The organism is Bradyrhizobium sp. PSBB068 (assembly GCA_016839165.1).
Taxonomy (GTDB): domain Bacteria; phylum Pseudomonadota; class Alphaproteobacteria; order Rhizobiales; family Xanthobacteraceae; genus Bradyrhizobium.
Window position 1 is genome coordinate 3,968,544 of sequence record CP069300.1, and the last position, 22,426, is coordinate 3,990,969.

The following is a 22,426-nucleotide window of genomic DNA, read 5'->3' on the forward strand; positions in this document are numbered from 1 at the left end:
AATGGCTAGCCTCATCGGCGACTTGATCGCCGGCGTGCTCGAACTTGTATTCTGGGCGGTCTGGGAAATGCTTCCTGTGCTCTGCTTCTTCACCGCGTTTGCAGTGGTGTTTGCCGCAACGCTTGGCAAGGTAACCATCGAACGCCCCGACGGCAGGATCGGCTGGACAGGTACTCCCGGAATCAGTCGCTCGCCTCAGGGCCGGATGATCTTGTCAGCTTCGCTCGGCGTCATCGTCGGCTTCGTCTTCTGGGTTATCGTCGTGAGCGGGATCGTCATCTTCCACGCGTACCGATCGTGAGGTCTGCCCCCTACGCGTTGAACCAGCCCTGTGCGTCACCGGTGAAGGAATAATACAGTCCGAGCGCCGCCAAGGCGTGGGAGACGACCTGGATCCCGTTGTCGATTTCGACGCCGTTCGTGACGATGTCCTGCAACAGGCCGACCGCCGACAACACCAGCGCGACCAGCAAAACCCAGCGCGGCCAGTTCTTGCGGTATCGCGCCGCAAGGAAGACAAAAAAGGTGAACAACAGCAGAAAGCCGGCATCGAGCAAAGGCAGTGAGGTCACCGTCTGCGATGTCAACTCTTCCTTCGGAGTGCGATCGCTGAACGCCGCCGACAGCGCGTCAAGGAGCAGCGTCGCATACAGCAGCACCTCAAACCACAGCACGTTTCGGGGCACGTTCATCGCCAACGCCGGTCTTATTCCTCGGGGAAATCCAGCCCCATTTCCTTGTAACGGTCGGGATCGTCGCCCCAGTTCTCGCGCACCTTGACGAACAGGAACAGATGCACCGGCACGCCCATGATCTCGGCGATCTCGGCGCGAGCCTGCGCGCCGATCGACTTGATGGTGGCGCCGCCCTTGCCGAGCACGATCTTGCGCTGGCTCTCGCGCTCGACAAAGATCGTCTGCTCGATCCGGATCGACTTGTCCTTGCGGTCGGTCCAGCTGTCGGTCTCGACCGTCGACTGGTACGGCAATTCCTGATGCAGATGGCTGTAGATCTTCTCGCGTGTGATCTCGGCCGCCAGATGCCGCATCGGCGCATCCGACATCTGGTCTTCGGGATAGAGGAACGGTCCCGCAGGCACCAGCTTGGCCAGCGCCTGGCGCAGATCGTCGACGCCGTCGCCCGACAGCGCCGAGATCATGAAGGTGTGCTCGAAGCGCATCCGCTCATTGGCGGCCTGCGCCAGCGCCAGGAGCTTCTCGCGCTGAACCAGGTCGACCTTGTTCAGCACCAGGATCTTCGGGTGCGCGACGGTCTCGAGCTTGGCCAGGATCGCGTTGGCCTCTTCGTCGATGCCCGACTTGGCATCGAGCAGCACGCAGACCAGATCGGCGTCGTGGGCGCCGCTCCAGGCGGTCGAGACCATGGCGCGGTCGAGCCGGCGCCGCGGCGCGAAGATGCCGGGCGTATCGACCAGGATGATCTGCGCGTTGCCCTCGATCACGATGCCGCGGATCAGCGCGCGCGTGGTCTGCACCTTGCGCGACACGATGGTGACCTTGGAGCCCACCAGCGCGTTGACCAGCGTCGACTTGCCGACATTGGGTGCACCGATCAGCGCGACGAAGCCACAGCGCGTCGCGTCTCCCTGCCCTTTGGTCTCGTCAGTCATTGGTACCGACGCCTTCACGCTCGATCATCGCGGATGCTGCTGCCTTCTCTGCCGCGCGCTTGTTGCCGCCGAGGCCCTCGGCGGAGGCGAGGCCCGGCAGATCAACCGCAACGCGGAATTGTGGATCATGGTGCGGGCCGGTGCGTTCGACCTCGCGATAGACCGGCGTCGGCAATCCCTTGCCTTGCGCCCATTCCTGCAACACGGTCTTGGGATCGCGCAACGGCCGGCGCAGCTTGTGCATCCGCTCGGTCCAGTTGCGCTCGACGAACTGGCGCGCGGCCTCGTAGCCGCCGTCGAGGAAGATCGCGCCGATCACCGCCTCGCAGATGTCGCCGAGCACGGATTTGCGCAGCCGCGCGCCCTCGACCGCCTTCACCATACCGAGCTTGATGTCGTCGAGCAGCCCGAGCGACTTGGCGACGTCGGCGCAGCTCTCCTTGCGCACGAGGTCGGCGAGCCGCTTCGACAGTTCGCCCTCATCGGCCTTCGGAAACGCCCGGAACAACATGTCCGAGACGATCAGCCCGAGCACGTGATCGCCGAGGAATTCCAGCCGCTGGTAGCTGTCGGCGCGGTTGCGAGTGGCCGGCTTAAGCGCGGAGACGTGGGTGAACGCGGTGGTCAGCAGCGCAGCGTCGGCGAACGTATAGCCGATCCGCGCTTCGGTGCCTGCGATCGCGGCCTTCGCTTCGGCAGCCTTGGCCGCCTTGCTGCGTCGCTTCTTCGGCGCGGCCGTGCTCTCGGCGGCAGACGTCTGGCTCGGCTCGCCGGTCGGCGCTTGATCGTTGATGGCTGCGGTATCGTCGTTCATCGCACGATGGAGAATAGGCGATTCCACCGCACCGCGAACGGCCAGCGCCAGACCATCCAGGCCTGCTCACCCTCGGCGATCGAGAAGAAGATCATCTGGGCGCGCCCGATGATGTTCTCGAACGGCACGTAGCCGACCTGCGACAGGAAGCGGCTGTCGGTCGAGTTGTCGCGGTTGTCGCCCATCATGAAGAAATGTCCGGGCGGAACGGTGTAGACGATGGTGTTGTCCATATAGCTGTTGTCGGTGCAATCCAGCGTCTCATAGCTGACGCCGTTCGGCAGCGTTTCCTTCCAGCGCTTGACCCGGGCAGTGGCATCCGCCGAGCCGCAGGGGTCCTCGCCGACGAAATCGCTCAGCCGCTCGCGCTTGATCGGCTCATCGTTGATGTAGAGCAGCCCGTTCTTGACCTCGATGCGGTCGCCCGGCAGGCCGACGACACGTTTGATGTAGTCGGTGGAGTCATCCCGCGGCAGCCGAAACACCACGATGTCGCCGCGGTTCGGCTCCGAGCCGAAGATACGGCCCGAGAAGATGTTCGGCGAGAACGGGATCGAATAGTGGCTGTAGCCGTAGGAATATTTCGAGACGAACAGATAGTCGCCCACCAGAAGCGTCGCCTTCATCGACCCCGAAGGGATGTTGAACGGCTGGAACAGGAAGGTGCGGATGACGAGCGCGATCAGAAGGGCATGGATGACGACGCGGATGGTCTCGCCGAAGCCGCTTTCAGTTTTGGTCCCGGTGGTCACGCTCATTGCTTTCCCAATTCCCGTGGGCCGATGTCCACGCGGTGGCAGAACGTTCTCTTCGCGCGAAGCGTCAGGCCCTCGCGTGAGGAAAATGGCCTTGATTCTGATCTTGAGGGCAAACTCCGGCCTAAACCCGGAATCCGCGTCTCGCTCGATTTAGCCTGCGGCGTTTTAGACGGTTGTTTGCGGAGGCGCAATCAATCGTCGCCTCAAAACTTCGCAATTCATTGAAATGTCAATGATTTTTTAGTTTGCTGAAGTTTTCCGGCAGATTCCGGCGCCGCGCGCTCATCTGGCGGGGGCAACCGCCGAAATTATGACGAAGGCCTGCGCCAGCGGCCAATCGTCCGTAATCGACAGGTCGATCTGCGCCTGCATGCCCTCGGGCGTCAGTTCCTGGAGCCTGGCCAGCGCCCCGCCGGTCAGCCGCATCGACGGCCGCCCGCCGGGCAGGTTCACCACCCCCATGTCCTTCCACCACACCCCGCGCCGGATACCGGTGCCGAGCGCCTTGGAGCACGCTTCCTTGGCGGCGAAGCGCTTGGCGTAGGTTGCGACCACCATCTTCTCGTTGTTGGCGCGGCGCATCGCCTTGGCCCGTTCGGCGTCGGTGAAGATGCGATCGAGGAAGCGCTCGCCATGGCGCTCGATCACCTTGGCGACCCGGGTGATGTCGATCAGGTCGGAGCCGATGCCGATGATCATGCGCCGGCCACACCCTGCGCCTTGGCGCGGCCGCGGTCCATCGCCGCGCGCATCTCGCGCACCGTCCCGGCGATGCCGACGAACAGCGCCTCGCCCATCATGAAATAGCCGATGTTGAGCTCGCGGATTTCCGGCAGCGCCGAGATCGTCTCCGCGGTCTCATAGTCGAGCCCGTGGCCGGCATGGACCTCGAGCCCGGCCGCCTGCGCGAGCCTTGCGCCGTCGACGATGCGCTTCCATTCGGCGTCCGCCTTGTCCTTGTGGCCATCGACGACGGCGTCGCACCAGCCGCCGGTGTGGATCTCGATCACGGGTGCCTTCAGCTTCGCGGCCATCTCGATCTGCCTGGGATCGGCCGCAATGAACAGCGAGACCCGGATGCCGGCATCATTGAGCCGCGCGATGAACGGGGCCAGCGCATTGTGCTGGCCGACCACGTCGAGGCCGCCTTCGGTGGTGAGCTCCTGGCGCCGTTCCGGTACCAGGCAGACCGCGTGAGGCTTGGTGGCGAGCGAGATCCGCAGCATGTCGTCGGTCGCCGCCATCTCGAAATTCAGCGGCCTCGATATCTCGGCCTTGAGCCGCGCCATGTCTTCGTCACGGATATGGCGGCGATCCTCGCGCAGATGCGCGGTGATGCCATCGGCGCCGGCCGCGATCGCAGCAAGCGCCAGCCGCACCGGGTCGGGCCGCGCCCCGCCCCGCGCATTGCGCAGGGTCGCGACGTGATCGACGTTGATACCGAGACGGAGCGGAGCAGCCTTTAACATGTCTCTGACCTGTAGTCCGAGCCTGTCGGGCACGGGCGTCGCCGTTTGCAGGACGGGGTCGCTTCCGCCCGCCGACGCCGCGCGCATCGATCCTTACCCATTGACGCGCTCGACCCGTGCAACGACGGCCTTGGCGCGCAACTGCGCGATGATAGCGCTGAGATGCTTGAGGTCATAGACCTCAAGATCGATGGTCAGCTCCGTGAAGTCGGGCGATTGACGCGACATGTGGATGTTGTCGATATTGCCGTCATGCTCGGCGATCACGGTCGCGATCTGGGCGAGGCTGCCGGGTTCGTTGACATTGTGCACCAGGATCCGCGCCGGGAAGCGCTGCGGCATGGTCTCGTCGATGTCCCAGCGCACGTCGAGCCAGCGCTCCGGCTCCTCCTCGAAATCCTTCAGCGCCGGCGACTGGATCGGATAGATCGTGATCCCCTCGCCCGGCGTGACGATGCCGACGATGCGGTCGCCCGGCACCGCGCCGCCGTTCGGCGCGAACTTCACCGGCAGGTCGGAGTTGATGCCGCGCACCGGAATCACCGAGGCGGCGCGCGCCGGATGCGGCGGGGTCTGTGTCTTCAGCTTGGCGGCAAGCCCCTTCTTGGCGCCGTAGCGCACCAGCCGCTCTTCCTTGTAGTCGGGATACATCGCGCGCGCGACATCGGAAGCCTTGATCTCGCCGCGTCCAACCGAGGCCATCACCTCCTCGATCGAGGTGCGCGCGAGCCGCGGCAACGCGCCCTTCAATTTGTCGTCGGCATATTCGATCTTGGCGCGGGCAAACAGGCGGTCGACGATTCGGCGGCCGAGGCCGGCATACTGGTCGCGCACGGCATCGCGGGTGGCACGCCGGATCGCGGCGCGCGCCTTGCCGGTGCGGGCGAGCGCCTCCCACGCCGATGGCGGCGCCGACTGCGCCTTCGAGGTCAGCACCTCGACCTCGTCGCCGTTCTGCAGCTCGGACGACAACGGCGCGAACTTGCCGTTGATCTTGCAGCCGACCGCGCTGTTGCCGACGGCGGTGTGCACCGCATAGGCGAAGTCGATCACGTTGGCGTTGCGCGGCAGTGCGATCAGCTTGCCCTTCGGGGTGAAGCAGAACACCTGGTCATGGAACAGCTCGAGCTTGGTGTGCTCGAGGAATTCTTCCGGATTGGAGCTCTCCGAGAGGATGCCGATGGTGTGGCGCAGCCAGGCGAAGGCGTTGGATTCGTGCTTGAGCCGCTCATGCGGCGAGCCGGCCCCTTCCTTGTAGAAGGCATGCGCGGCGATGCCGAACTCGGCGATCTGGTTCATCTCCTCGGTGCGGATCTGCAATTCGACGCGTTGCTTGCCCGGACCGATCACCGTGGTGTGGATCGAGCGGTAGTCGTTCTGCTTCGGGGTCGAGATGTAGTCCTTGAAGCGGCCCGGCACCACCGGCCAGGTGGTGTGCACGATGCCGAGCGCGCGGTAGCAGGCGCCGACGTCGTCGAGGATGACGCGGAAGCCGTAGATGTCGGACAGCTGCTCGAAGCCGACCGACTTGCGCTCCATCTTGGTCCAGATCGAAAACGGCTGCTTGCGGCGACCGAACACCCGCGCGGTGATGCCGTTCTTCTGCAGGTTCTTGGAGAGCTGGGTTTCGATCTCGCCGATCAGATTGCGGTTGCGCTCGGCCAGGGAATCGAGCCGCTGCTGGACCACGGCATAGGCCTCGGGATCGAGCACGAAGAACGACAGGTCCTCGAGCTCTTCGCGCATCTCCTGCATACCCATGCGGCCGGCCAGCGGCGCATAGATGTCCAGCGTCTCATCGGCGATGCGGCGCCGCGAGGCCGGCGGCATGAACTCCATGGTCCGCATGTTGTGCAGGCGATCTGCGAGCTTGATCAAGAGCACGCGGACGTCGTCGGCGATCGCCAGCAGCAGCTTGCGCAAATTCTCGGCCTGCTTGGCCTCGCGCGACACGAGTTCCAGCCGCTTCAGCTTGGTGAGGCCTTCGACCAGCGCGCCGATCTCGTGGCCGAACACATGGTCGATCTCGGCCCGCGTCGCCTCGGTGTCCTCGATCGTGTCGTGCAGCAGCGCCGCCACGATCGTGGCGTCGTCGAGCTTGAGGTTGGTGAGGATCGCGGCGACCTCGAGCGGATGCGAGAAATAGGGATCGCCGGAGGCACGCGTCTGGGTGCCGTGCGCCTTCATGGCGTAGACATAGGCGCGGTTGAGCAGGTCTTCGTTGGTGTCGGGGTTGTAGGAACGGACGCGCTCGACAAGGTCATATTGTCGCATCATGCGCGTCCGCGGCCTGGCCGGCCGCTCCGCCGCGGACGACGCCGGCGCCACCGCAACCGTTTCGGTTGCAGCCTGCATCTGGATGGAACTGCGGCGTCGATACGCCATGAACTCGCTGCCTCTCGCGCGGGACCGAAGCGTCCCTTCCTCAATCTAGTGCGCTTTCGAACGAAGCTGCACCCCGCGCGGGCCCTGGGACCATTCAATTTCCCGCGCCCGCATAGGACGCACCGTAACAGCGAAATTGTCAACAAAAGCAAAGGCCCGGAGCAATGTCCGGGCCTTTTTCAAATCCGTTCCAAACGAGGCAGCTGAACGACGGGCTTACTCGTCTTCCTCGGGCTGCTCTTCCGGGGGAGCGAGGCCTTCGAGGCCCTTCAGCAGCTCTTCCTCGGTCATGCGCTCGACCGCGACCTCGGTGTCGTCGGCGTCAACGCTGGCACCAGCGGAACCGATCAGCGGCACAGTGTCCGGCTCGGGCTCGTCCACCTCGACGAACTTCTGCAGGGAGTGTACCAGTTCCTCCTTGAGGTCTTCCGGCGAGATCGTCGAATCGGCGATCTCGCGCAACGAAACGACCGGGTTCTTGTCGTTGTCGCGATCAACCGTGAGTTGCGACCCCGACGAGATCATCCGGGCGCGATGCGCAGCCAACAGGACGAGGTCGAAGCGATTGTCGACCTTATCAATGCAATCTTCGACGGTGACGCGAGCCATCTCGAGGCGCTCCGTGGTAAAAGGGACCGAACATGTAGGTTATGAGGGTTAGTTATAGGGCTAGTCCCGGTTTCGCAAGGTAAAATTTGTGATTTGCCTTCCCAACAGGCTCTGATAACCCGGTCCGCCGGGGCCAGAAGGGCCGGAGCGTCTGACGACATGGCTAGGTTGCCGTCCCAGACAAGTAAATCTCTTCATTGCAATGTCAAAAGTCTAGGCTTTTTGCCCTCGCCTCACCATAATTGCGGTGGTGATTGTCGTAGGGAAAGATTCACTGAACTTTAGGCAGCAACGCTGGAAATTGCGCGCGGTCGGTCGTCGTTGCGCTAAGAACACTAACAACTACGCGAGAACACTTTGATGTCGTCACCTGTTTCCAACAAGATCGCGCTCTTCATCGACGGAGCCAATCTTTATGCAACCGCAAAGACCCTCGGCTTCGACATCGACTACAAACGCCTCCTCAAGGAATTCCAGAGCCGAGGAACACTGCTGCGAGCATTCTACTACACGGCGATCATCGAGGATCAGGAGTATTCGTCGATCCGTCCGTTGATCGACTGGCTCGACTACAACGGCTACACCGTCGTCACCAAGGCGACCAAGGAATTCATCGACGCCAGCGGCCGCCGCAAGGTGAAGGGCAATATGGACATCGAGCTCGCCGTCGATGCCATGGAACTTGCCGAGCACATCGATCAGATGATTCTGTTTTCCGGCGACGGCGATTTCCGCTCGCTGGTCGAGGCCGTGCAGCGTCGTGGCGTTCGCGTCACCGTGATCTCCACGATTGCCAGCCAGCCGCCGATGATCGCCGACGAGCTGCGCCGCCAGGCCGACGTCTTCACCGACCTGGTCGAGCTGCAATCCAAGCTTGGCCGCGATCCGTCCGAACGGCCGGCGCCGCGCGAACCGCGTCACCACTCCCCGCAATTCCTGCAGCGCGCGACCACGATGGCCCCACGGGGAGCCGATGACGATTTCGACGAGTAATCTCGTCGCCGCACCGCAGCGTCCCGACAGCAACTGCCAGCTCTGTCCAAGGCTGGCCAACTTCCGCGCAGAAGCCCGCGCGCGCAACCCGGACTGGTTCAACTCCCCGGTGGAGTCGTTCGGCGATCCGAACGCGCGGTTGCTGATCGTCGGCCTTGCGCCCGGTATGCAGGGCGCCAACCGGACCGGCCGTCCCTTCACCGGCGACTACGCCGGGGACCTGCTCTATGCGACCCTGCTCGAATATGGCTTCGCCAGCGGCGTCTATCAGGCGCGGCCGGACGATGGCCTGACGCTGGTCGACAGCCGGATCAGCAACGCGGTGCGCTGTGTGCCGCCGCAGAACAAGCCGCTGCCGGCCGAGATCAACACCTGCCGGCAGTTCCTCAGCGCCACCATCGCTGCGATGCCGAAGGTGTGGGCCATCGTGCTGCTCGGACGCATCGCCCACGAATCGACCCTGAAGGCATTGGGCGTTCGCCTGGCCGCGGCGCCGTTTGTGCACGGCGCCGTGCATAGCGTCGGCAAGTACAAGCTCTACGACAGCTACCACTGCTCGCGCTACAACACGAACACAGGCGTGCTGACGACCGACATGTTCCGCAAGGTGTTCGCGACAGTGCGCAGGGATCTGGAGACCTGACGAAGCGTGGGAGCACCATGCCGGACAATCCATACGTGCCGTTGCGTCCTATCGACTGGGACGCGGACGAGGTGACGACGGCAATCGGGGAGATCGTTGCCGACGCGCTCGCCGGCTTTGACCCCGTGGACTTCTGGCCGGCACACCCAAGTGATGACGGCTTGCCGGACGGCACCGCGAGCTTCTACTTCGGTGCCACAGGGATGATCTGGGCGCTCAACTATCTCAAGTGGGTTGGGGCGACGAAGGCCTCATTCGATTTCAGTCCGATCCTGCCGCGGCTGATCGAGAACAACAGGGCCGAGTTCGCAGAACGGGATTACTCGGCACACGGATCACTCCTGTTCGGCGATCTTGGCAGTCTCCTCCTCGTGATGCGGCTGCAACCCGACGCTGCAGTCGCCTCTCAAATCTATGACCGCGCCGAAGCAAACAGTTCGCTCCCAATCCGCGAACTGATGTGGGGCATGCCCGGCTCAATGCTGGCTTGCATCCACATGCACGAGATGACCGGTGAAGAGCGTTGGCGCGCCCTGTTCAAGATGCAGGCGGCTCGGCTCTTGTCCGAGCTGGAAGACACCGAGCTGGGACCGCTGTGGCGACAGGATCTGTACGGTCATCATCACCGTTGGCTTGGTCCCGTGCACGGCTATGCCGGGAACATGATCCCGTTGCTGCGCGGCTGGAGCTGGCTGGAAGAAGAGCAGCGCGCGTCGCTGACCACGATCATGCCGCAGACCCTGACACGGAACGCGTGGCGAACCGCCGCAGGCATCAACTGGCCGGCCGTCGCCGGCGGCACCGCGCGTCTGTGCCAGCACTGCCACGGCGCACCAGGCATGGTCACGACGTTTGCCGACGCGCCCTTGCAATCGCGTGAGCTGGACGAGTTGCTCCGGCAGGGCGGCGACTTTACCTGGAACGCCGGCCCGCTCAGCAAGGGCTCCAACCTCTGTCACGGCACAGGCGGCAACGGCTACGCCTTCCTGAAGCTGTTCCGCCGGATCGGCGACGCCCATTGGCTTGAACGGGCACGATCGTTCGCGATGACGGCCATCGCCCAATGCCGCGAAGCAAGGTCGGAGCTCGGACGCGGCCGCTATTCGTTATGGACCGGCGACGTCGGTCTGGCGGTCTATCTCTGGGATTGCCTAACCGGCGACCCCCGCTTCCCGACGATCGACGTGTTCTAACGAACGATCGGATTGTCCTGACGCCAGTTGCAGAACCCCGCAAATGCCATAAGCGACGGCCTGCGGGGCTGAGGACATCAGCGAAATTTCGGAATACTAGAAAAGTACCCCTGAGTTGCCCGACGTGTCAAGTTGCTTGGTCGAACGCCGGCCGCTGCCGGCTGCTTTGCATGGGGTTGTTTTCGATATTTTAGCAGCGCTCCCTGCGACGACTGCTCCAGCTAGTTCTTCCGCGGATTGTCCTTCAGCCATTCCAGCACGTCGCCGGCGTTCCGGTCGGGTGGGAACACCGGATAGAACACGTGCGTGATGCGGGCGTCGTCGATCACAAGCGCCAGCCGCTTGATCAGGGTCAGGCCCGCCACCGACATCGTCGGCAACCTCAGCGCGTGGGTGAGTTCGAGCGCCTCGTCCGACAGCACCGGGAACGGCAAATGCAGGCGCGACGCCATCTCGATCTGATAGTCATTGCTTTGCGTCGACAGCCCGAACACCTGCGCGGCACCGGCGGCCTTCAGCTCGGCGAACAGGTCGCGGAAGGCGCAGGTCTGCGGCGTACAGCCGCGCGCACCCGGGATCATGTCCCAATCGTCGACCAGCCCGATCTTGCCGGGCTCGCCGGTTCGCGGATAGGCGAACACCACGGTGCGACCCTCGAGCGCCGACAGCGTCACCGACGTGTCGTTGGTGGCCCGCAAGGTCACGGGCGGGATCGTCATGCCCGAGAGGTGCGCCGCGCCGCCATCGTCCTTCGGCGCCGGGATCTTGCTCCAGTCAACGTCGGTGAGGCTGCCTTGGCTCATCGGCCCATCTCCATCCGTCGTCATCCGAAATGACGACTTGAACGCTACCCCCGCGCCCGCAACAAGCGGCCCTTTTCGCGGGACCAGTCGCGCTTCTTCTCGCTCTCGCGCTTGTCGTGCAGCTTCTTGCCCTTGGCGATCGCGAGCAGCAGTTTGGCACGGCCGCGCTCATTGAAGTACAGTTTTAGCGGAATGAGCGTCATGCCCTCGCGGTCGACCGCCCCGAGCAGCTTGTTGATCTGCTTGCGATGCAGCAGCAGCTTTCGCGGCCGCTTCGGCTCGTGGTTGAAGCGGTTGGCCTGGAGATATTCCGGGATGTTGGCGTTGATCAGCCACAGCTCGCCGTTCTTGGAATCCGCATAGGATTCCGCGATCGTGCTCTTGCCGCTGCGGATCGACTTCACCTCGGTGCCGGTCAGCGAGATGCCGGCCTCGATCGTGTCCTCGATGGCGTAGTTGAAGCGGGCCTTTCGGTTTTCGGCGACAACCTTGATCGGGCGTTCGTTCTTGTCGGCCACTTTAGCTCTTCTTGAGGAGGTCGCGGATTTCCGTCAGCAGCACGACCTCGTCGGACGGCTTCGGCGGTTCGGCGGGCTTGGCCTCATCCTTGCGCTTGAACTGGTTCATGGCGCGAATGACCAGGAACAGGACGAAGGCGATGATCAGGAAGTTCAGCGTCAGCGTCAGGAAGTTGCCCCAGGCCAGCACCGCGCCCTGCTTCTTGGCGTCGGCCAGGTTGGTTGCGGTGACCGCCTTGGAAAGCCCGGTGAAGTAGTTGGAGAAGTCGAGACCACCGGTGATCGCGCCGATGATCGGCATGATGATGTCGCCCACCAGCGAGGTGACGATCGCGCCGAAGGCTGCACCGATGATGACGCCGACGGCGAGGTCGACGACATTGCCCTTCATGGCGAATTCGCGGAATTCCTTCAGCATCCCCATCCCCTTCTGTTCGACATTGCGTACGGCATCATTCACGGCGGCACGGTCCCGGTTCAGTTGATCAGGCCGGCATGCACCATGGCGCTGCGGACGGCCTGGCGGGTCGATTCAGAGACCGGCACCATCGGCAGGCGCAGCTTCTCGTCCAGCTTGCCGAGCAGCGACATCGCATACTTCACCGGCGCGGGATTGCTCTCGATGAACAGGTTGGTGTGCAGCGGCATCAGCTTGTCATGGATCTTCAACGCGGTGGTGACATCGCCCTTCTGCCAGGCGGTCTGGAACTCGGAGCACAGCCGCGGCGCGACGTTCGAGGTGACCGAGATGCAGCCATGGCCGCCATGCGCCATGTAGCCGATGATGGTGGCGTCCTCGCCGGACAGCTGGTTGAAGTCCTCGCCCATCGCCGCGCGCTGCTGCGACACACGCACCATGCTGGCGGTCGCGTCCTTGACGCCGGCGATGTTCTTCAGCTCGAACAGCCGCTTCATGGTGTCGACCGACATGTCGATCACCGAGCGCGGCGGGATGTTGTAGATGATGATCGGAATCCCGATCGCATCGTTGATCGCCTTGAAGTGCTGGTACATGCCTTCCTGGGTTGGCTTGTTGTAGTACGGCGTCACCACCAGCACGGCGTTGGCGCCGGCCTTCTCGGCGTGCTCGGCGAGCTCGATCGCCTCCTTGGTCGAATTCGAGCCGGCACCGGCGATCACGGGCACCCGGCCCTTGGCCTCCTCGATGCACCACTCGACCACGCGCTTGTGCTCGTCATGGCTCAGCGTCGGGCTCTCACCCGTGGTGCCGACCGGCACCAGGCCGTGCGTACCCTCGGCGATCTGCCAGTTCACGAGGCCGCGGAACGCCGCCTCATCGACCGAGCCGTTTTTGAAGGGCGTCACCAAGGCAGTGAATGATCCCCGGAATTTTGTCTTGGCTGCCATGGACTTCCTCCAAACGCTTCAGGCTAAAGGCTAGGTCGACGGACCCTTGTTGTTGTCGTGCTTCACGTCCGTGCAACCGGCACCCGGTTGATGCGAAACGCCATGAAGGGCAATTCATATCGGGTCTGGCCGACAGGCGAAAGGGCCGTACCGTACCTATTCCCAACGGTAATCTGCGGCGCGCAATACCGCGTCCAGCCGCGATTTTGCCGTTGTGCTGGCGCAAACAGCCGCACCGGCAGGCTTCTTAGTATTTTGTCTACGTTTTCAATCAAATAAGAACCCATGGCCCAAACGACCGGTTGATTCGGGGCCGCAGAGGACTTCTGTGATCCGTTCCGTTCGCGCAGGCACATTGCGGTCGACGGCGCTGGCGACGAGCCTGGCGCTGGTGGTCGGCCTTGCCGCCATCACGCCCGATGTTCAGGCCGCCGAGGATGTTCCGGCCGCAAAGCCGGCTGCTCAGGATACGGCTGCAAGGAGCACGGGTTCCAAGGTGGCTGGCTCAAAGCCGGCAGCAGCCAAGAACGGCGAAGCCAAGAAGAGCGAAAGCAAGAAGAGCGAAGCCAAGCATACCGACGCGGCAAAGACGACCTCCTCCAGGTCGAGTGCGGTCAAGACCGACGGCGCCAAGGCCGCTTCTGCCAAGACCGACGCTCCCAAGGCAACGGCCGCGAAGACCACCGAAGCCAAGGGCACGACGTCGAAGGCCACTGCGTCCAAGACGACCGAGTCCAAGACCACGGCATCCAAGCCCGCCTCCCCGGCCGCAACAGGAAGTCTGCCGACGAACAAGCCGGCGCCTGCCCGCGCCGCCGCCCCCGCGCTGGTTCCGGCAACCCGCCAGCATGCCGCGCCGATCGTGCGCAAGCCGGTGCTGCCTGCCGCGGTGGCTGCAACATCATCGACGTCGCAGTCGGACAAGGACGCGCTTGCCAGCGTCGTCGAGTTGCTGCGCAAGCGCAGGCCTTCTGATGCCACCGAGGCTGAAGCCTCGATCTCCGATCCGGTGGCGCGCAAGCTTGCAGAATGGCTGATCCTGCGCAGCGAGGACAATGGCGCTTCGGTCGAGCGCTACCGCGCCTTCCTTGACGCCAATCCGAGCTGGCCGTCACAGACCTTCCTGCGCCGCCGCATCGAAGCATCGCTATGGGACGACCATCGCGACGACTCCACAGTCTGGGCCTGGTTCCAGAATGAATCGCCGGTCTCGGCCAAGGGCCGGCTCGCACTCGCCAAGGTGATGATCGGCCGCGGTGACCGCGGCAATGCCGAACGTTTGGTGCGCGAAGCCTGGCGCAACGACCCGATGAGCGAGGACACCGAAACCACCGCGCTCGATCTGTTCGGCTCGTTCCTGACCGCCGGCGACCACAAGGCGCGCATGGACACCATGCTCTACGGCACCGACAACGAGGCCGCCGGCATCCGCGCGGCCAAGCGTCTCGGCTCCGGCTATCTGGCACTTGCCAAGGCGCGCATCGCGGCCAACCGCAAGGGCTCGAACCTGCGTGCGCTGCTGGAAGCGGTCCCGAGTGACCTGTCCGGCGACACCGGCTATCTGTTCGCCAAGATCCAGCTGCTCCGCCGCGAAGAGAAATTCACGGAGGCCGCCCGGCTGATGCTGAGCGCACCGAAGGAGGCCTCGCGTCTCTACAACGTCGACGAATGGTGGGTCGAGCGCCGCCTGCTGGCGCGCAAGATGATCGACGTCAACGAGTTTCGCACCGCCTATCTGATCGCGCGCGACGCGGCACTGCCCGCCCGCGACATCTACAAGACCGAGCAGGAATTCACCGCAGGCTGGATCGCGCTGCGCTTTCTCGACGATCCCTCCCTCGCCGCCCAGCACTTCGCGCGGATCGGCGTCGGCAGCGCCAACCCGACTGCGCTGGCGCGTGCCGGCTATTGGCAGGGCCGCGCCGCGGAAGCCGCCGGCCGCGGCCAGGAGGCGCGCGCCGCCTATGCACGCGCGGCCGAGCAGTCGACCAGCTATTACGGTCAGCTCGCGCGCGCAAAACTCGGCTTGCCGCAGATCGAGCTGAACAGCGCGCCGCGCGGCCGCGGTGCCGATCGGCTGGAGATCGTGCGCGCAGTCGGGCTGCTCTACGAAATCGACGCGCGCGAGCTCGCGATTCCGATCTTTAGCGACATGGGCGACAATGGCGATCCGGAAGCGCTGGCCGGCCTCGGCGAGCTGACCGCGCGCAATGGCGACGCCCGCGGCATGCTGCTGATGGGCAAGTCGGCACTCAACCGCGGACTGCCGTTCGACCACTACGCCTATCCGGTGAACGGCATCCCGTCGTTCCGCCAGGTCGGGCCCGAGGTCGAACAGAGCGTCGTCTACGCGATTGCGCGCCAGGAGAGCGCGTTCAATCCCGCCGTGGTGTCGCCGGCGCAGGCCTATGGCCTGATGCAGGTGACGCCGGACGCCGGACGCTATGTCTGCAAGCGCGCCGGCATCGGCTTCGACCTCAACCGGATGAAGACCGATCCGGTCTACAATGCGATGCTCGGCGCGGCCGAGCTCGGCGGCCTGCTCGAGGACTATCGCGGCTCCTACATCCTGACCTTCGCCGCCTACAATGCCGGCCGGGGCAGCGTGAAGAAGTGGATCGAGCGCTACGGCGATCCGCGCGACCCCAAGGTCGACGCGGTCGACTGGGTCGAGCTGATTCCGTTCTCGGAGACGCGGAACTACGTCCAGCGGATCATGGAGAACCTGCAGGTCTACCGCGCCCGCTTCGGCGGCGGCACCAGATTGCAGATCGAGGCCGACCTGCACCGCGGCACCAGCGCGGAGTGAGCCGGCGCGACCGGTTTTCAACAGGCCCGCGACAGGCGACTTGCCATCGCCACCCAACATCCATTCAAGCCATTGTTTTAGCTTGGTTTTTCTGCGCTATCGCTGACCCGAGCTCCCCAATCGGCGCCCTATATAAAGGCTCGACGGCCATCCCGAGGCGGCCAGCCGTGGAGCTGCCACCAAATCACCTTGTCGCAATCTGAATCTGCCGCTTGCGGCTCAGCGTCCAGTCGGGCATATCGGCGCCACCGGAGAGGTGGCCGAGTGGCTGAAGGCAACGCTTTGCTAAAGCGTCATACGGTCTCAAGCTGTATCGAGGGTTCGAATCCCTCCCTCTCCGCCACGCTCAAGACCTTGGCCTCCCCTGGCCAACCACCCGATCGAATCGAAGACGCCGCCGGACAGCATTCGGCGCGCCCCTGATCGACCTCAGCCGCCGCCGCGCGTCGACGGATCGAGATTTCTGTTCTCGCCCGGCGGGATCGGCCCGAAGCCCGGATACCTGTACCAGGTCGGAGGAGCCACCTGTTCACTTGGGCGGATGATGAGGTGCGGTCGTACGCGGCGGTGATGTGCCGTCGCGGCATCGGCAACCGCAGTCCACAGAATCACAAGGGGCAACGTCAAGGCCAAGGAAGAACGCAAGCCAGCACGCATCGGGATCACTCCGCTTCATCGAACAGGTGATCACTGAACCCAGCGCTCTATTCTGCCGTGGCCTCTCGCATGCGATCAAAACGGCGAGACCGCCGGGCCGCGACGCCGGAATGTGACATTTTTCTTATACGCAACACGGCTATCCTCGTCGCCAATCTGGGCCACCGAGGGTCAGGCGATGAAGCAATACGTGACGATAGGGGTTGCAGTCATTGTGGGCGCGGCCCTGATCGAGGTCGCGCTGGTTCCTGGCCTCCTGATTGGCGGCGCAGCCATGCTCGCTCCCAACATTCTGCCCGGCTTGCGTCGCCGCAATCGAAAATCGGTTGCGACCGCGCGTCAAAATTCTGCGCGCTCCGCGTCCTTGCTGAACCAGCTCCCGGTCAAGCTGCCGTTGACGCTGCTGCCGAAGCTCGCGCTTGGGCGCACCGTCGCCAAGACCATCACATTCCGCGTCATCGTCACCAGCCTCGACTTCACCACGAACTATCTGGTGATCGGTGAACTCGCCACCGCGGCCGGTCTGTCATCCTTCAACCTGGTCGCCGGCCCTCTGTTCTATCTGGCCCACGAAGCCGCCTGGAACTACTTCAGATCGTCTGATACCCCGGTCGCCCTGCGCGCGCTTGCACCGCCGGCAGAGGACGCTCAATCAGCCGACGGCAGCGTCACGATCAGCCGCGCCCTCGCCAAGACCATCACCTACCGCACGATCGCAACCGTGGTCGACTTCACCACCAACTATGTGGTGGTACGGAACATCACGGAAGCGACGATCCTGTCGGCCAGCGGCTTCATACTTGGTCCGTTCGTTTATTTCGGGCACGAGAAGGCCTGGGACTATTTCACCTCGCGAGCCGAGCGCGCGATTGACCTGTTGCCGCCGAGCGAGACGAGACTGCTGCCGGCGCCGGCATGATCAAGACGGGTCGAGAAGCACCCGACCTTGATCGAGCACCCGACCTTGATCGCTGATCGCGGGAATGGTGACCTTCAACGACACCATTCCGTCCCTCACGAGTGCCCGAGAGGCCCCAGCCCTTGCCGCGCCGCGCGCAGCGGCCGCGGAAAGGCCTGTGCGCAAGCGACGCCGAGTAGCGCGAGGCCGCCGCCGATGACATGGAATGGCTTCACCGGCTCGCCCAGCATCACGATCGCGGCCGCGGCGGTCAGCACCGGCAACAGGTTCATGAAGATCGCGCAGCGGTTCGGGCCGAGCTGCGCGACACCGCGGATCCACAGGAACGGCAGCACCACCGAGGCCAGCGCGCCGGCATAGATGATCAGCGGCAGCGTTGCGGCGTTGACCTGCCGCAGCGGCGCCGGCGTTGCGAGAAATGCGGGAAACATCACCGCCAGCGCACACAGCGCCTGCATGTAGGTCGACTGCCACCCGGTGATCGGCAGATTCCAGCGCTTCAGCAGCACGCCGTACAACGCGTAGACGATCGCGGCGAGCAGCATCAACGCGTCGCCCGCATGCACGCCGTTCTGCAACAGCGAAGACAAGTCGCCGCCGCTGACGAGATAGACGAGGCCGGCAAACGACAGCGGCGCGCCGCAGATCATGCCGAGCGTCGGCTGCTCGCCGAGCAGCGCGGCACTGAGGCCAACGGTCAGGAGCGGCGTCAAGGCTGTGAACACCGCCATGTTGGTCGCGGTCGTGGTCTCGGCCGCGAGGTACGACAGGCTCTGGAACAGGCACATCGCCAGGAAGCCGAGGATCGCGAGTGGCCCGAGATGCGGCCAGATCGCGAGACGATTGCGCCAGGCTCCGTGCGCCACGAACGGAGACATCAGCAGGACCGCGACCAGCAGACGATAGAAGGTGATCGCCTGCGGACCGATCGTGTGCGCCGAGAGACGGGAGACGATGACGTTGCCCGCCCACAGGACGATGGCAACGAAGGGATAGAGAAGTGCGGCTTTCTGCTTGAACATGACCTTGGCAGCGCGTTGGTGAAAGACCCACCAGCAACTACTTGTCGCGCCAACGTCCGTCTCACGCTAGAGTGACGTCACCTAGCGAGATTGGGACATGAAATGAGGAAGTGTTGGACGAGCTGATCACGCGGCACCTCGACTATCACGCCACGGCGCGGCCGATGGCGGCGATGGAGATCGACTATCCGAGCGGCGCGTCGACCGGCCTGCACGCGCATCCGCGCGGCCAGCTGCTCTACGCGATCGAGGGCGTGATGATCGTGCGCTGTGCCGAGGGCACCTGGGTGGTGCCGCCCAATCGTGCGGTGTGGCTGGTCGCAGGACTCGAGCACGAGGTCCGCATGTGCGGCGCGGTCAAGATCCGCACCGTGTTCGTCGATGCCGGCGCGGCTCCCGATCTACCGCAGACCAGCTGCGTGTTCACGGTCTCGCCGCTGCTGCGCGAATTGTTCGTCGCCGCGATGCGCGTGCCGCTGGACTACGCGCCTGCGACCTCGGACGAGCGCCTGATGCACGTGCTGCTCGACCAGTTGCGCGAGGTCGATGTGCTGCCGTTGCATCTGCCGATGCCGCGCGACCAAAGGCTCGCGCGGATCTGCGCGACGCTGGTGAGCCGCCCGGACGATGCCTCCACCGCCGAGCAGTGGGCAAACCGCTTGAGGTTGACGTCGAAGACGATCCATCGTCTGTTCGCCAGGGAAACCGGCATGACGTTCGGCGAATGGCGTCAGCAGGCGCGTCTGCTGTTCGCGCTCGAACGCCTCGCGCGCGGCGCGCGGGTGGTCGATGTCGCGCTCGATGCCGGCTATGCCAGCCAGAGCGCCTTCACCGCGATGTTCCGCCGGCATTTTGGCGTGCCGCCGAACGCTTTCTATCGGTAAGTCGTCGAGGCGAAGAACTAGCGCTCCGCAGGCACCGACTGCGCCGCCGGCCCCAGGATCCATTCCCTGAATGCCGTGATCTTCGGAAGCGACTGCCTGTTGTCGGGGCAGAGGAGATAATACGCGAACTCTTCCAGATGTGCGGTCTCCAGCAGCTGGACCAGTTCTCCGCTCTCGATCTCGCTTGCGACCATCGCCGCCGGCAGCAGCCCAGCGCCCTGCCCGGTCAGCACGGCCTTCAGCAGCAGACTGCTGTCATCGAACGACGGTCCGCGCGGCGCGCGCACCTCCGCGATGCCGTTGGCCTGAAACCACAGGCTCCAGCCCTTGCGATCGGCGTCATGCACCTGCGGCCAGGTCGCGAGGTCGCCGGGAGATGCCGGCCGGCCGAGACGCGCAACCAGCGACGGCGCGGCCACCACCACCATCTCGACTGTCACGACGCGGTCGCTGCGCAGCCCCGGATAGCGGCCGAGGCCGTGGCGCACCGCGACGTCGATGCCGCTGCGCGAGAAATCGATCAGCGTGTTGCTGGTGACGATCTGCAGATCGATCTCGGGATGGGTGTTCTGAAACGACGTCATGCGCGGCACCAACCAGGCCGACGCAAAGAACGGCGTGACGCTCACCGTCAGCGTGCCGACATCAACGGATGCAGCGACGCGGCGCGATGCCTCCGCGATCTGGCGAAACGCATTGCGGATCGACGGCAGATAGTCGCGTCCGGCGTCGGTGAGATAGATGCCGCGCGGCACCCGCTCGAACAGCTTGACGCCGAGATGCGCCTCCAGCGTCTTGAGCATCTGGCTGACCGCGCCCGGCGTCACGTACAGCTCCTCGGCCGCGAGCTTCACCGAGAGATGGCGGGCGGCGGATTCGAATGCTTTGAGCGCGTTCAGGGGCGGAAGCCGGTTTTCCATGATTTAGATCTTCTAATCTCAATTGCGTAGCAAATCTGGTTTGCCAATCCGACGTCCCAGGCGCTCTATCAGCTATCTTAACGCTGAAAGCCGCGTCAACGCAGAGAAAGTCGAACCAATAAGATTAGATCATCTAATCTTTCGTTCCGGCGTTCGCCAGCTGCTTTCGGTTCCTTTGATGAAGCCAGGACTGATGGAACCAGGACATGATTGACGTCCCAAACACACTCGCTCTGCACGAGGTCGCTGCAGACGGCCATCCCAACCAACTCGTCGATCGCATCAACGAATCGCAATCCGGCAGCCTGCCCGGCCTGCTCGACTTCCGATGGCTCAATGCCGGACGCGGCCACATCAGCGGTCGCTTCGAGATCTCAGCGAAGCACTTCTCGCCGCACGGGCTGCTGCATGGCGCAAGCATCGTCGCGTTGGCGGACACTGCATGCGGGTTCGGCTGCCTCGCCTCCTTACCGGAGGGCGCGATCGGCTTCGCCACCGGAGAGTTGAAGACGAACTTCATCGGCGCAGCGCGCGAAGGCGGCGTGAGCTGCGACGCGCGCCTCGTTCACGCCGGCCGCACCACCCAGGTGTGGGATGCCGAAATCCGCAGCGAGTCGACCGGCAAGACCATCGCGCTGTTTCGTTGCACGCAGATGCTGCTTTACCCGCCGGCCAAGGCTGGCGGTCGCGCGCCGCAGGGAGAACGATCGTGAGGGACGCCGTCATGCACGCCGGTTATCAGCGAGCAAAGCCGTTCTACGGCTGGATTGTCGTCGCGGCGGCTTTCGTCGTGACCTTCATCGGCTTCGGCAGCGCCTACACGTTCTCGTCCTTTGTCGAGTCCTTGCAACGGGAGTTCGGCGCCTCACGCGGCGCGGTGTCGCTGGTGTTCTCCTTCGCGGGCTTCCTGTATTTTGGTCTCGGCATCGTCTCCGGTGCGCTTGCCGATCGCTGGGGCGCACGCAGGCTCGCGGTCCTCGGAATGACCCTCGTCGGCCTCGGCATGGTGCTCGCCGGACAGGCGCAGACCATCCTTCAGGTCTACGCCGCCTACAGCATCGGCATCGGCGCCGGCGTCGGTTGCGCCTATGTCCCGACCTTGGGCGCCGTGCAGCGCTGGTTCGTTCGGCGGCGCGGTTTTGCATCGGGCCTCGCGGTCAGCGGGATCGGGGTCGGGACGCTGGTGATGCCGCCGCTCGCGACCTGGCTGATCGCGAGCTTCGGCTGGCGCGATGCCTACGTCGTGCTGGGCGTCGTCGCCGCCGTCGCCGGGATCGGCGCATCGCTGCTGATCGCGGATGATCCGCGCCGCTACGGCACCGGACCGGACGGTGATCCGCTTGAGGCGGCTTCAAGCACGGCACTCCGCCAAGGCGTTTCGATCCTCGGTGCGGTCCGAACCGCCCGCTTCGCCGGGCTCTACGCGGCCTGCCTGATCAGCGCGTTCGGCGTGTTCGTGCCCTTCGTGCACCTGGTGCCGTTCGCGATCGATCATCAGGTGGCGCCGGCGCTTGCCGTGCTGCTGCTCGGAATGATCGGTGTCGGCAGCACCGCCGGCCGGTTCTTCCTCGGCGGCATCGCCGACAGGATGGGGCGCGATGCGTTCCTGATTGCGATGTATCTCGGCATGGCCGCCGCGCTCGCGATCTGGGCGATCGCAGGCACTTTCTGGTCGCTCACAGTGTTCGCGCTGCTGTTCGGCGTGTTCTATGGCGGCTGGGTCGCGATCCTGCCCGCCGTGGTCACCGACCATTTCGGCGGCCGCAATGTCGGCGGCATCATCGGCATCCTCTACACCAGCGTCGCGTTCGGGACGCTGCTGGGTCCGAGCGCCGCCGGCTTCGCCTTCGATATCAGCCACAGTTACTTCATTCCGGTGGCGATCAGCGCAGCCGCCAACCTCGTCGCCGCCCTCATCGCTGCCGCGACGATGCGAACCGCCTCGCCGATTGGCTCGGTCACGCAGCATTGACGTCGCTATGACGGCCGGTGACATCAGTGCTAGGCTCGGGGATCACCGCCTCCTCGGTTC

The 22,426-nt window shown here is 64.3% G+C and carries 23 protein-coding genes and 1 tRNA gene; 10 read left to right on the forward strand and 14 right to left on the reverse strand.

What is annotated here, in order from left to right; genetic code table 11:
* The first annotated feature begins 1 nt into the window (after position 1).
* Positions 2-301: a hypothetical protein gene (locus JQ507_18375; GenBank protein ID QRI66984.1), complete on the forward strand. Its 300-nt coding sequence runs from the start codon at positions 2-4 to the stop codon at positions 299-301.
* A gap of 10 nt (positions 302-311) precedes the next feature.
* Here JQ507_18375 and JQ507_18380 read toward each other — a convergent pair whose 3' ends face one another.
* The 8 genes from JQ507_18380 to JQ507_18415 all read right to left on the reverse strand — a co-directional run bounded on the left by JQ507_18380 (position 312) and on the right by JQ507_18415 (position 7,665).
* Positions 312-692 (reverse strand): hypothetical protein, encoded by a 381-nt coding sequence (locus JQ507_18380; protein QRI73401.1) that lies wholly within the window; start codon positions 690-692, stop codon positions 312-314.
* 14 nt (positions 693-706) lie between these two features.
* Positions 707-1,630 (reverse strand): GTPase Era, encoded by a 924-nt coding sequence (gene era, locus JQ507_18385; GenBank protein ID QRI66985.1) that lies wholly within the window; start codon positions 1,628-1,630, stop codon positions 707-709.
* Positions 1,623-2,444 (reverse strand): ribonuclease III, encoded by an 822-nt coding sequence (gene rnc / locus JQ507_18390; protein ID QRI66986.1) that lies wholly within the window; start codon positions 2,442-2,444, stop codon positions 1,623-1,625. The genes era and rnc overlap by 8 nt, the downstream gene beginning before the upstream one ends.
* Positions 2,441-3,202: a signal peptidase I gene (lepB, locus tag JQ507_18395; GenBank protein QRI66987.1), complete on the reverse strand. Its 762-nt coding sequence runs from the start codon at positions 3,200-3,202 to the stop codon at positions 2,441-2,443. The genes rnc and lepB overlap by 4 nt, the downstream gene beginning before the upstream one ends.
* Before the next feature lie 282 nt (positions 3,203-3,484).
* Positions 3,485-3,901, reverse strand: coding sequence for a holo-ACP synthase (locus JQ507_18400; protein ID QRI66988.1), 417 nt, complete (start codon positions 3,899-3,901; stop codon positions 3,485-3,487).
* Positions 3,898-4,671 carry a pyridoxine 5'-phosphate synthase gene (locus JQ507_18405; protein ID QRI66989.1) on the reverse strand — a complete coding sequence of 258 codons (774 nt, stop codon included), beginning with the start codon at positions 4,669-4,671 and terminating at the stop codon, positions 3,898-3,900. The genes JQ507_18400 and JQ507_18405 overlap by 4 nt, the downstream gene beginning before the upstream one ends.
* Positions 4,672-4,764: 93 nt before the next feature.
* Positions 4,765-7,056, reverse strand: a complete 2,292-nt coding sequence (locus tag JQ507_18410) for a bifunctional (p)ppGpp synthetase/guanosine-3',5'-bis(diphosphate) 3'-pyrophosphohydrolase (GenBank protein ID QRI66990.1) — start codon at positions 7,054-7,056, stop codon at positions 4,765-4,767.
* A 216-nt stretch (positions 7,057-7,272) separates the two neighbouring features.
* On the reverse strand, positions 7,273-7,665 hold the full coding sequence (locus JQ507_18415; GenBank protein QRI66991.1) for a DNA-directed RNA polymerase subunit omega: 393 nt from the start codon (positions 7,663-7,665) through the stop codon (positions 7,273-7,275).
* Between the two features lie 360 nt (positions 7,666-8,025).
* On the opposite strand from JQ507_18415, the gene JQ507_18420 reads away from it, so the two are divergent.
* Genes JQ507_18420 through JQ507_18430 form a run of 3 tightly spaced genes read left to right on the forward strand, consistent with a single transcriptional unit; the run spans position 8,026 to position 10,494 of the window.
* A complete protein-coding gene (locus JQ507_18420) occupies positions 8,026-8,658 on the forward strand; it encodes an NYN domain-containing protein (GenBank protein ID QRI66992.1) in 633 nt (210 codons plus the stop codon).
* Entirely contained in the window at positions 8,639-9,301 is a 663-nt protein-coding gene (locus JQ507_18425; GenBank protein ID QRI66993.1) for a uracil-DNA glycosylase, read from the forward strand. The genes JQ507_18420 and JQ507_18425 overlap by 20 nt, the downstream gene beginning before the upstream one ends.
* Positions 9,302-9,318: 17 nt before the next feature.
* Positions 9,319-10,494: a LanC-like protein gene (locus tag JQ507_18430; protein ID QRI66994.1), complete on the forward strand. Its 1,176-nt coding sequence runs from the start codon at positions 9,319-9,321 to the stop codon at positions 10,492-10,494.
* A 221-nt stretch (positions 10,495-10,715) separates the two neighbouring features.
* On the opposite strand, the gene JQ507_18435 is transcribed toward JQ507_18430, so the two are convergent.
* From JQ507_18435 to JQ507_18450, 4 genes are read right to left on the reverse strand one after another with little or no spacing between them, the layout of a single operon-like run.
* Complete coding sequence (locus JQ507_18435; GenBank protein ID QRI66995.1) at positions 10,716-11,297, reverse strand: peroxiredoxin; 582 nt, start codon at positions 11,295-11,297, stop codon at positions 10,716-10,718.
* 44 nt (positions 11,298-11,341) lie between these two features.
* Positions 11,342-11,815 (reverse strand): SsrA-binding protein SmpB, encoded by a 474-nt coding sequence (gene smpB, locus JQ507_18440; protein ID QRI66996.1) that lies wholly within the window; start codon positions 11,813-11,815, stop codon positions 11,342-11,344.
* Position 11,816: 1 nt separating this feature from the next.
* Positions 11,817-12,233, reverse strand: coding sequence for a large conductance mechanosensitive channel protein MscL (mscL, locus tag JQ507_18445; protein ID QRI73402.1), 417 nt, complete (start codon positions 12,231-12,233; stop codon positions 11,817-11,819).
* A gap of 59 nt (positions 12,234-12,292) precedes the next feature.
* On the reverse strand, positions 12,293-13,183 hold the full coding sequence (locus JQ507_18450) for a 4-hydroxy-tetrahydrodipicolinate synthase (protein ID QRI66997.1): 891 nt from the start codon (positions 13,181-13,183) through the stop codon (positions 12,293-12,295).
* A gap of 355 nt (positions 13,184-13,538) precedes the next feature.
* Here JQ507_18450 and JQ507_18455 point away from each other — a divergent pair, with 355 nt between their 5' ends.
* From JQ507_18455 to JQ507_18465, 3 genes are all read left to right on the forward strand, one after another.
* On the forward strand, positions 13,539-15,992 hold the full coding sequence (locus JQ507_18455) for a transglycosylase SLT domain-containing protein (protein QRI73403.1): 2,454 nt from the start codon (positions 13,539-13,541) through the stop codon (positions 15,990-15,992).
* 250 nt (positions 15,993-16,242) lie between these two features.
* Positions 16,243-16,335 (forward strand) — tRNA-Ser (locus JQ507_18460).
* Between the two features lie 492 nt (positions 16,336-16,827).
* Positions 16,828-17,568: a DUF2061 domain-containing protein gene (locus JQ507_18465; protein QRI66998.1), complete on the forward strand. Its 741-nt coding sequence runs from the start codon at positions 16,828-16,830 to the stop codon at positions 17,566-17,568.
* A gap of 95 nt (positions 17,569-17,663) precedes the next feature.
* Here JQ507_18465 and JQ507_18470 read toward each other — a convergent pair whose 3' ends face one another.
* Entirely contained in the window at positions 17,664-18,590 is a 927-nt protein-coding gene (locus JQ507_18470) for a DMT family transporter (GenBank protein QRI66999.1), read from the reverse strand.
* A gap of 113 nt (positions 18,591-18,703) precedes the next feature.
* On the opposite strand from JQ507_18470, the gene JQ507_18475 reads away from it, so the two are divergent.
* A complete protein-coding gene (locus tag JQ507_18475; protein QRI67000.1) occupies positions 18,704-19,474 on the forward strand; it encodes a helix-turn-helix transcriptional regulator in 771 nt (256 codons plus the stop codon).
* A gap of 17 nt (positions 19,475-19,491) precedes the next feature.
* On the opposite strand, the gene gcvA is transcribed toward JQ507_18475, so the two are convergent.
* Positions 19,492-20,394 carry a transcriptional regulator GcvA gene (gcvA, locus tag JQ507_18480; GenBank protein ID QRI67001.1) on the reverse strand — a complete coding sequence of 301 codons (903 nt, stop codon included), beginning with the start codon at positions 20,392-20,394 and terminating at the stop codon, positions 19,492-19,494.
* Between the two features lie 206 nt (positions 20,395-20,600).
* Between gcvA and JQ507_18485 the strand changes: the two genes are divergently transcribed.
* Both JQ507_18485 and JQ507_18490 read left to right on the forward strand, forming a co-directional pair.
* Positions 20,601-21,107, forward strand: a complete 507-nt coding sequence (locus JQ507_18485; protein QRI67002.1) for a PaaI family thioesterase — start codon at positions 20,601-20,603, stop codon at positions 21,105-21,107.
* An 11-nt stretch (positions 21,108-21,118) separates the two neighbouring features.
* Complete coding sequence (locus tag JQ507_18490) at positions 21,119-22,366, forward strand: MFS transporter (GenBank protein ID QRI73404.1); 1,248 nt, start codon at positions 21,119-21,121, stop codon at positions 22,364-22,366.
* The last annotated feature ends 60 nt before the right edge of the window (positions 22,367-22,426 follow it).

Bases quoted from the DNA above. Each gene is read 5' to 3' on its own strand.
- JQ507_18485 (QRI67002.1), top strand. From the start codon at position 20,601: ATGATTGACGTCCCAAACACACTCGCTCTGCACGAGGTCGCTGCAGAC.
- mscL (QRI73402.1), bottom strand. From the start codon at position 12,233: ATGCTGAAGGAATTCCGCGAATTCGCCATGAAGGGCAATGTCGTCGAC.
- JQ507_18490 (QRI73404.1), top strand. From the start codon at position 21,119: ATGCACGCCGGTTATCAGCGAGCAAAGCCGTTCTACGGCTGGATTGTC.
- JQ507_18410 (QRI66990.1), bottom strand. From the start codon at position 7,056: ATGGCGTATCGACGCCGCAGTTCCATCCAGATGCAGGCTGCAACCGAA.
- JQ507_18405 (QRI66989.1), bottom strand. From the start codon at position 4,671: ATGTTAAAGGCTGCTCCGCTCCGTCTCGGTATCAACGTCGATCACGTC.
- rnc (QRI66986.1), bottom strand. From the start codon at position 2,444: ATGAACGACGATACCGCAGCCATCAACGATCAAGCGCCGACCGGCGAG.
- JQ507_18400 (QRI66988.1), bottom strand. From the start codon at position 3,901: ATGATCATCGGCATCGGCTCCGACCTGATCGACATCACCCGGGTCGCC.
- JQ507_18435 (QRI66995.1), bottom strand. From the start codon at position 11,297: ATGAGCCAAGGCAGCCTCACCGACGTTGACTGGAGCAAGATCCCGGCG.
- era (QRI66985.1), bottom strand. From the start codon at position 1,630: ATGACTGACGAGACCAAAGGGCAGGGAGACGCGACGCGCTGTGGCTTC.
- JQ507_18415 (QRI66991.1), bottom strand. From the start codon at position 7,665: ATGGCTCGCGTCACCGTCGAAGATTGCATTGATAAGGTCGACAATCGC.
- JQ507_18375 (QRI66984.1), top strand. From the start codon at position 2: ATGGCTAGCCTCATCGGCGACTTGATCGCCGGCGTGCTCGAACTTGTA.
- JQ507_18470 (QRI66999.1), bottom strand. From the start codon at position 18,590: ATGTTCAAGCAGAAAGCCGCACTTCTCTATCCCTTCGTTGCCATCGTC.
- lepB (QRI66987.1), bottom strand. From the start codon at position 3,202: ATGAGCGTGACCACCGGGACCAAAACTGAAAGCGGCTTCGGCGAGACC.
- JQ507_18380 (QRI73401.1), bottom strand. From the start codon at position 692: ATGAACGTGCCCCGAAACGTGCTGTGGTTTGAGGTGCTGCTGTATGCG.
- gcvA (QRI67001.1), bottom strand. From the start codon at position 20,394: ATGGAAAACCGGCTTCCGCCCCTGAACGCGCTCAAAGCATTCGAATCC.
- JQ507_18465 (QRI66998.1), top strand. From the start codon at position 16,828: ATGAAGCAATACGTGACGATAGGGGTTGCAGTCATTGTGGGCGCGGCC.
- JQ507_18430 (QRI66994.1), top strand. From the start codon at position 9,319: ATGCCGGACAATCCATACGTGCCGTTGCGTCCTATCGACTGGGACGCG.
- JQ507_18425 (QRI66993.1), top strand. From the start codon at position 8,639: ATGACGATTTCGACGAGTAATCTCGTCGCCGCACCGCAGCGTCCCGAC.
- JQ507_18420 (QRI66992.1), top strand. From the start codon at position 8,026: ATGTCGTCACCTGTTTCCAACAAGATCGCGCTCTTCATCGACGGAGCC.
- JQ507_18450 (QRI66997.1), bottom strand. From the start codon at position 13,183: ATGGCAGCCAAGACAAAATTCCGGGGATCATTCACTGCCTTGGTGACG.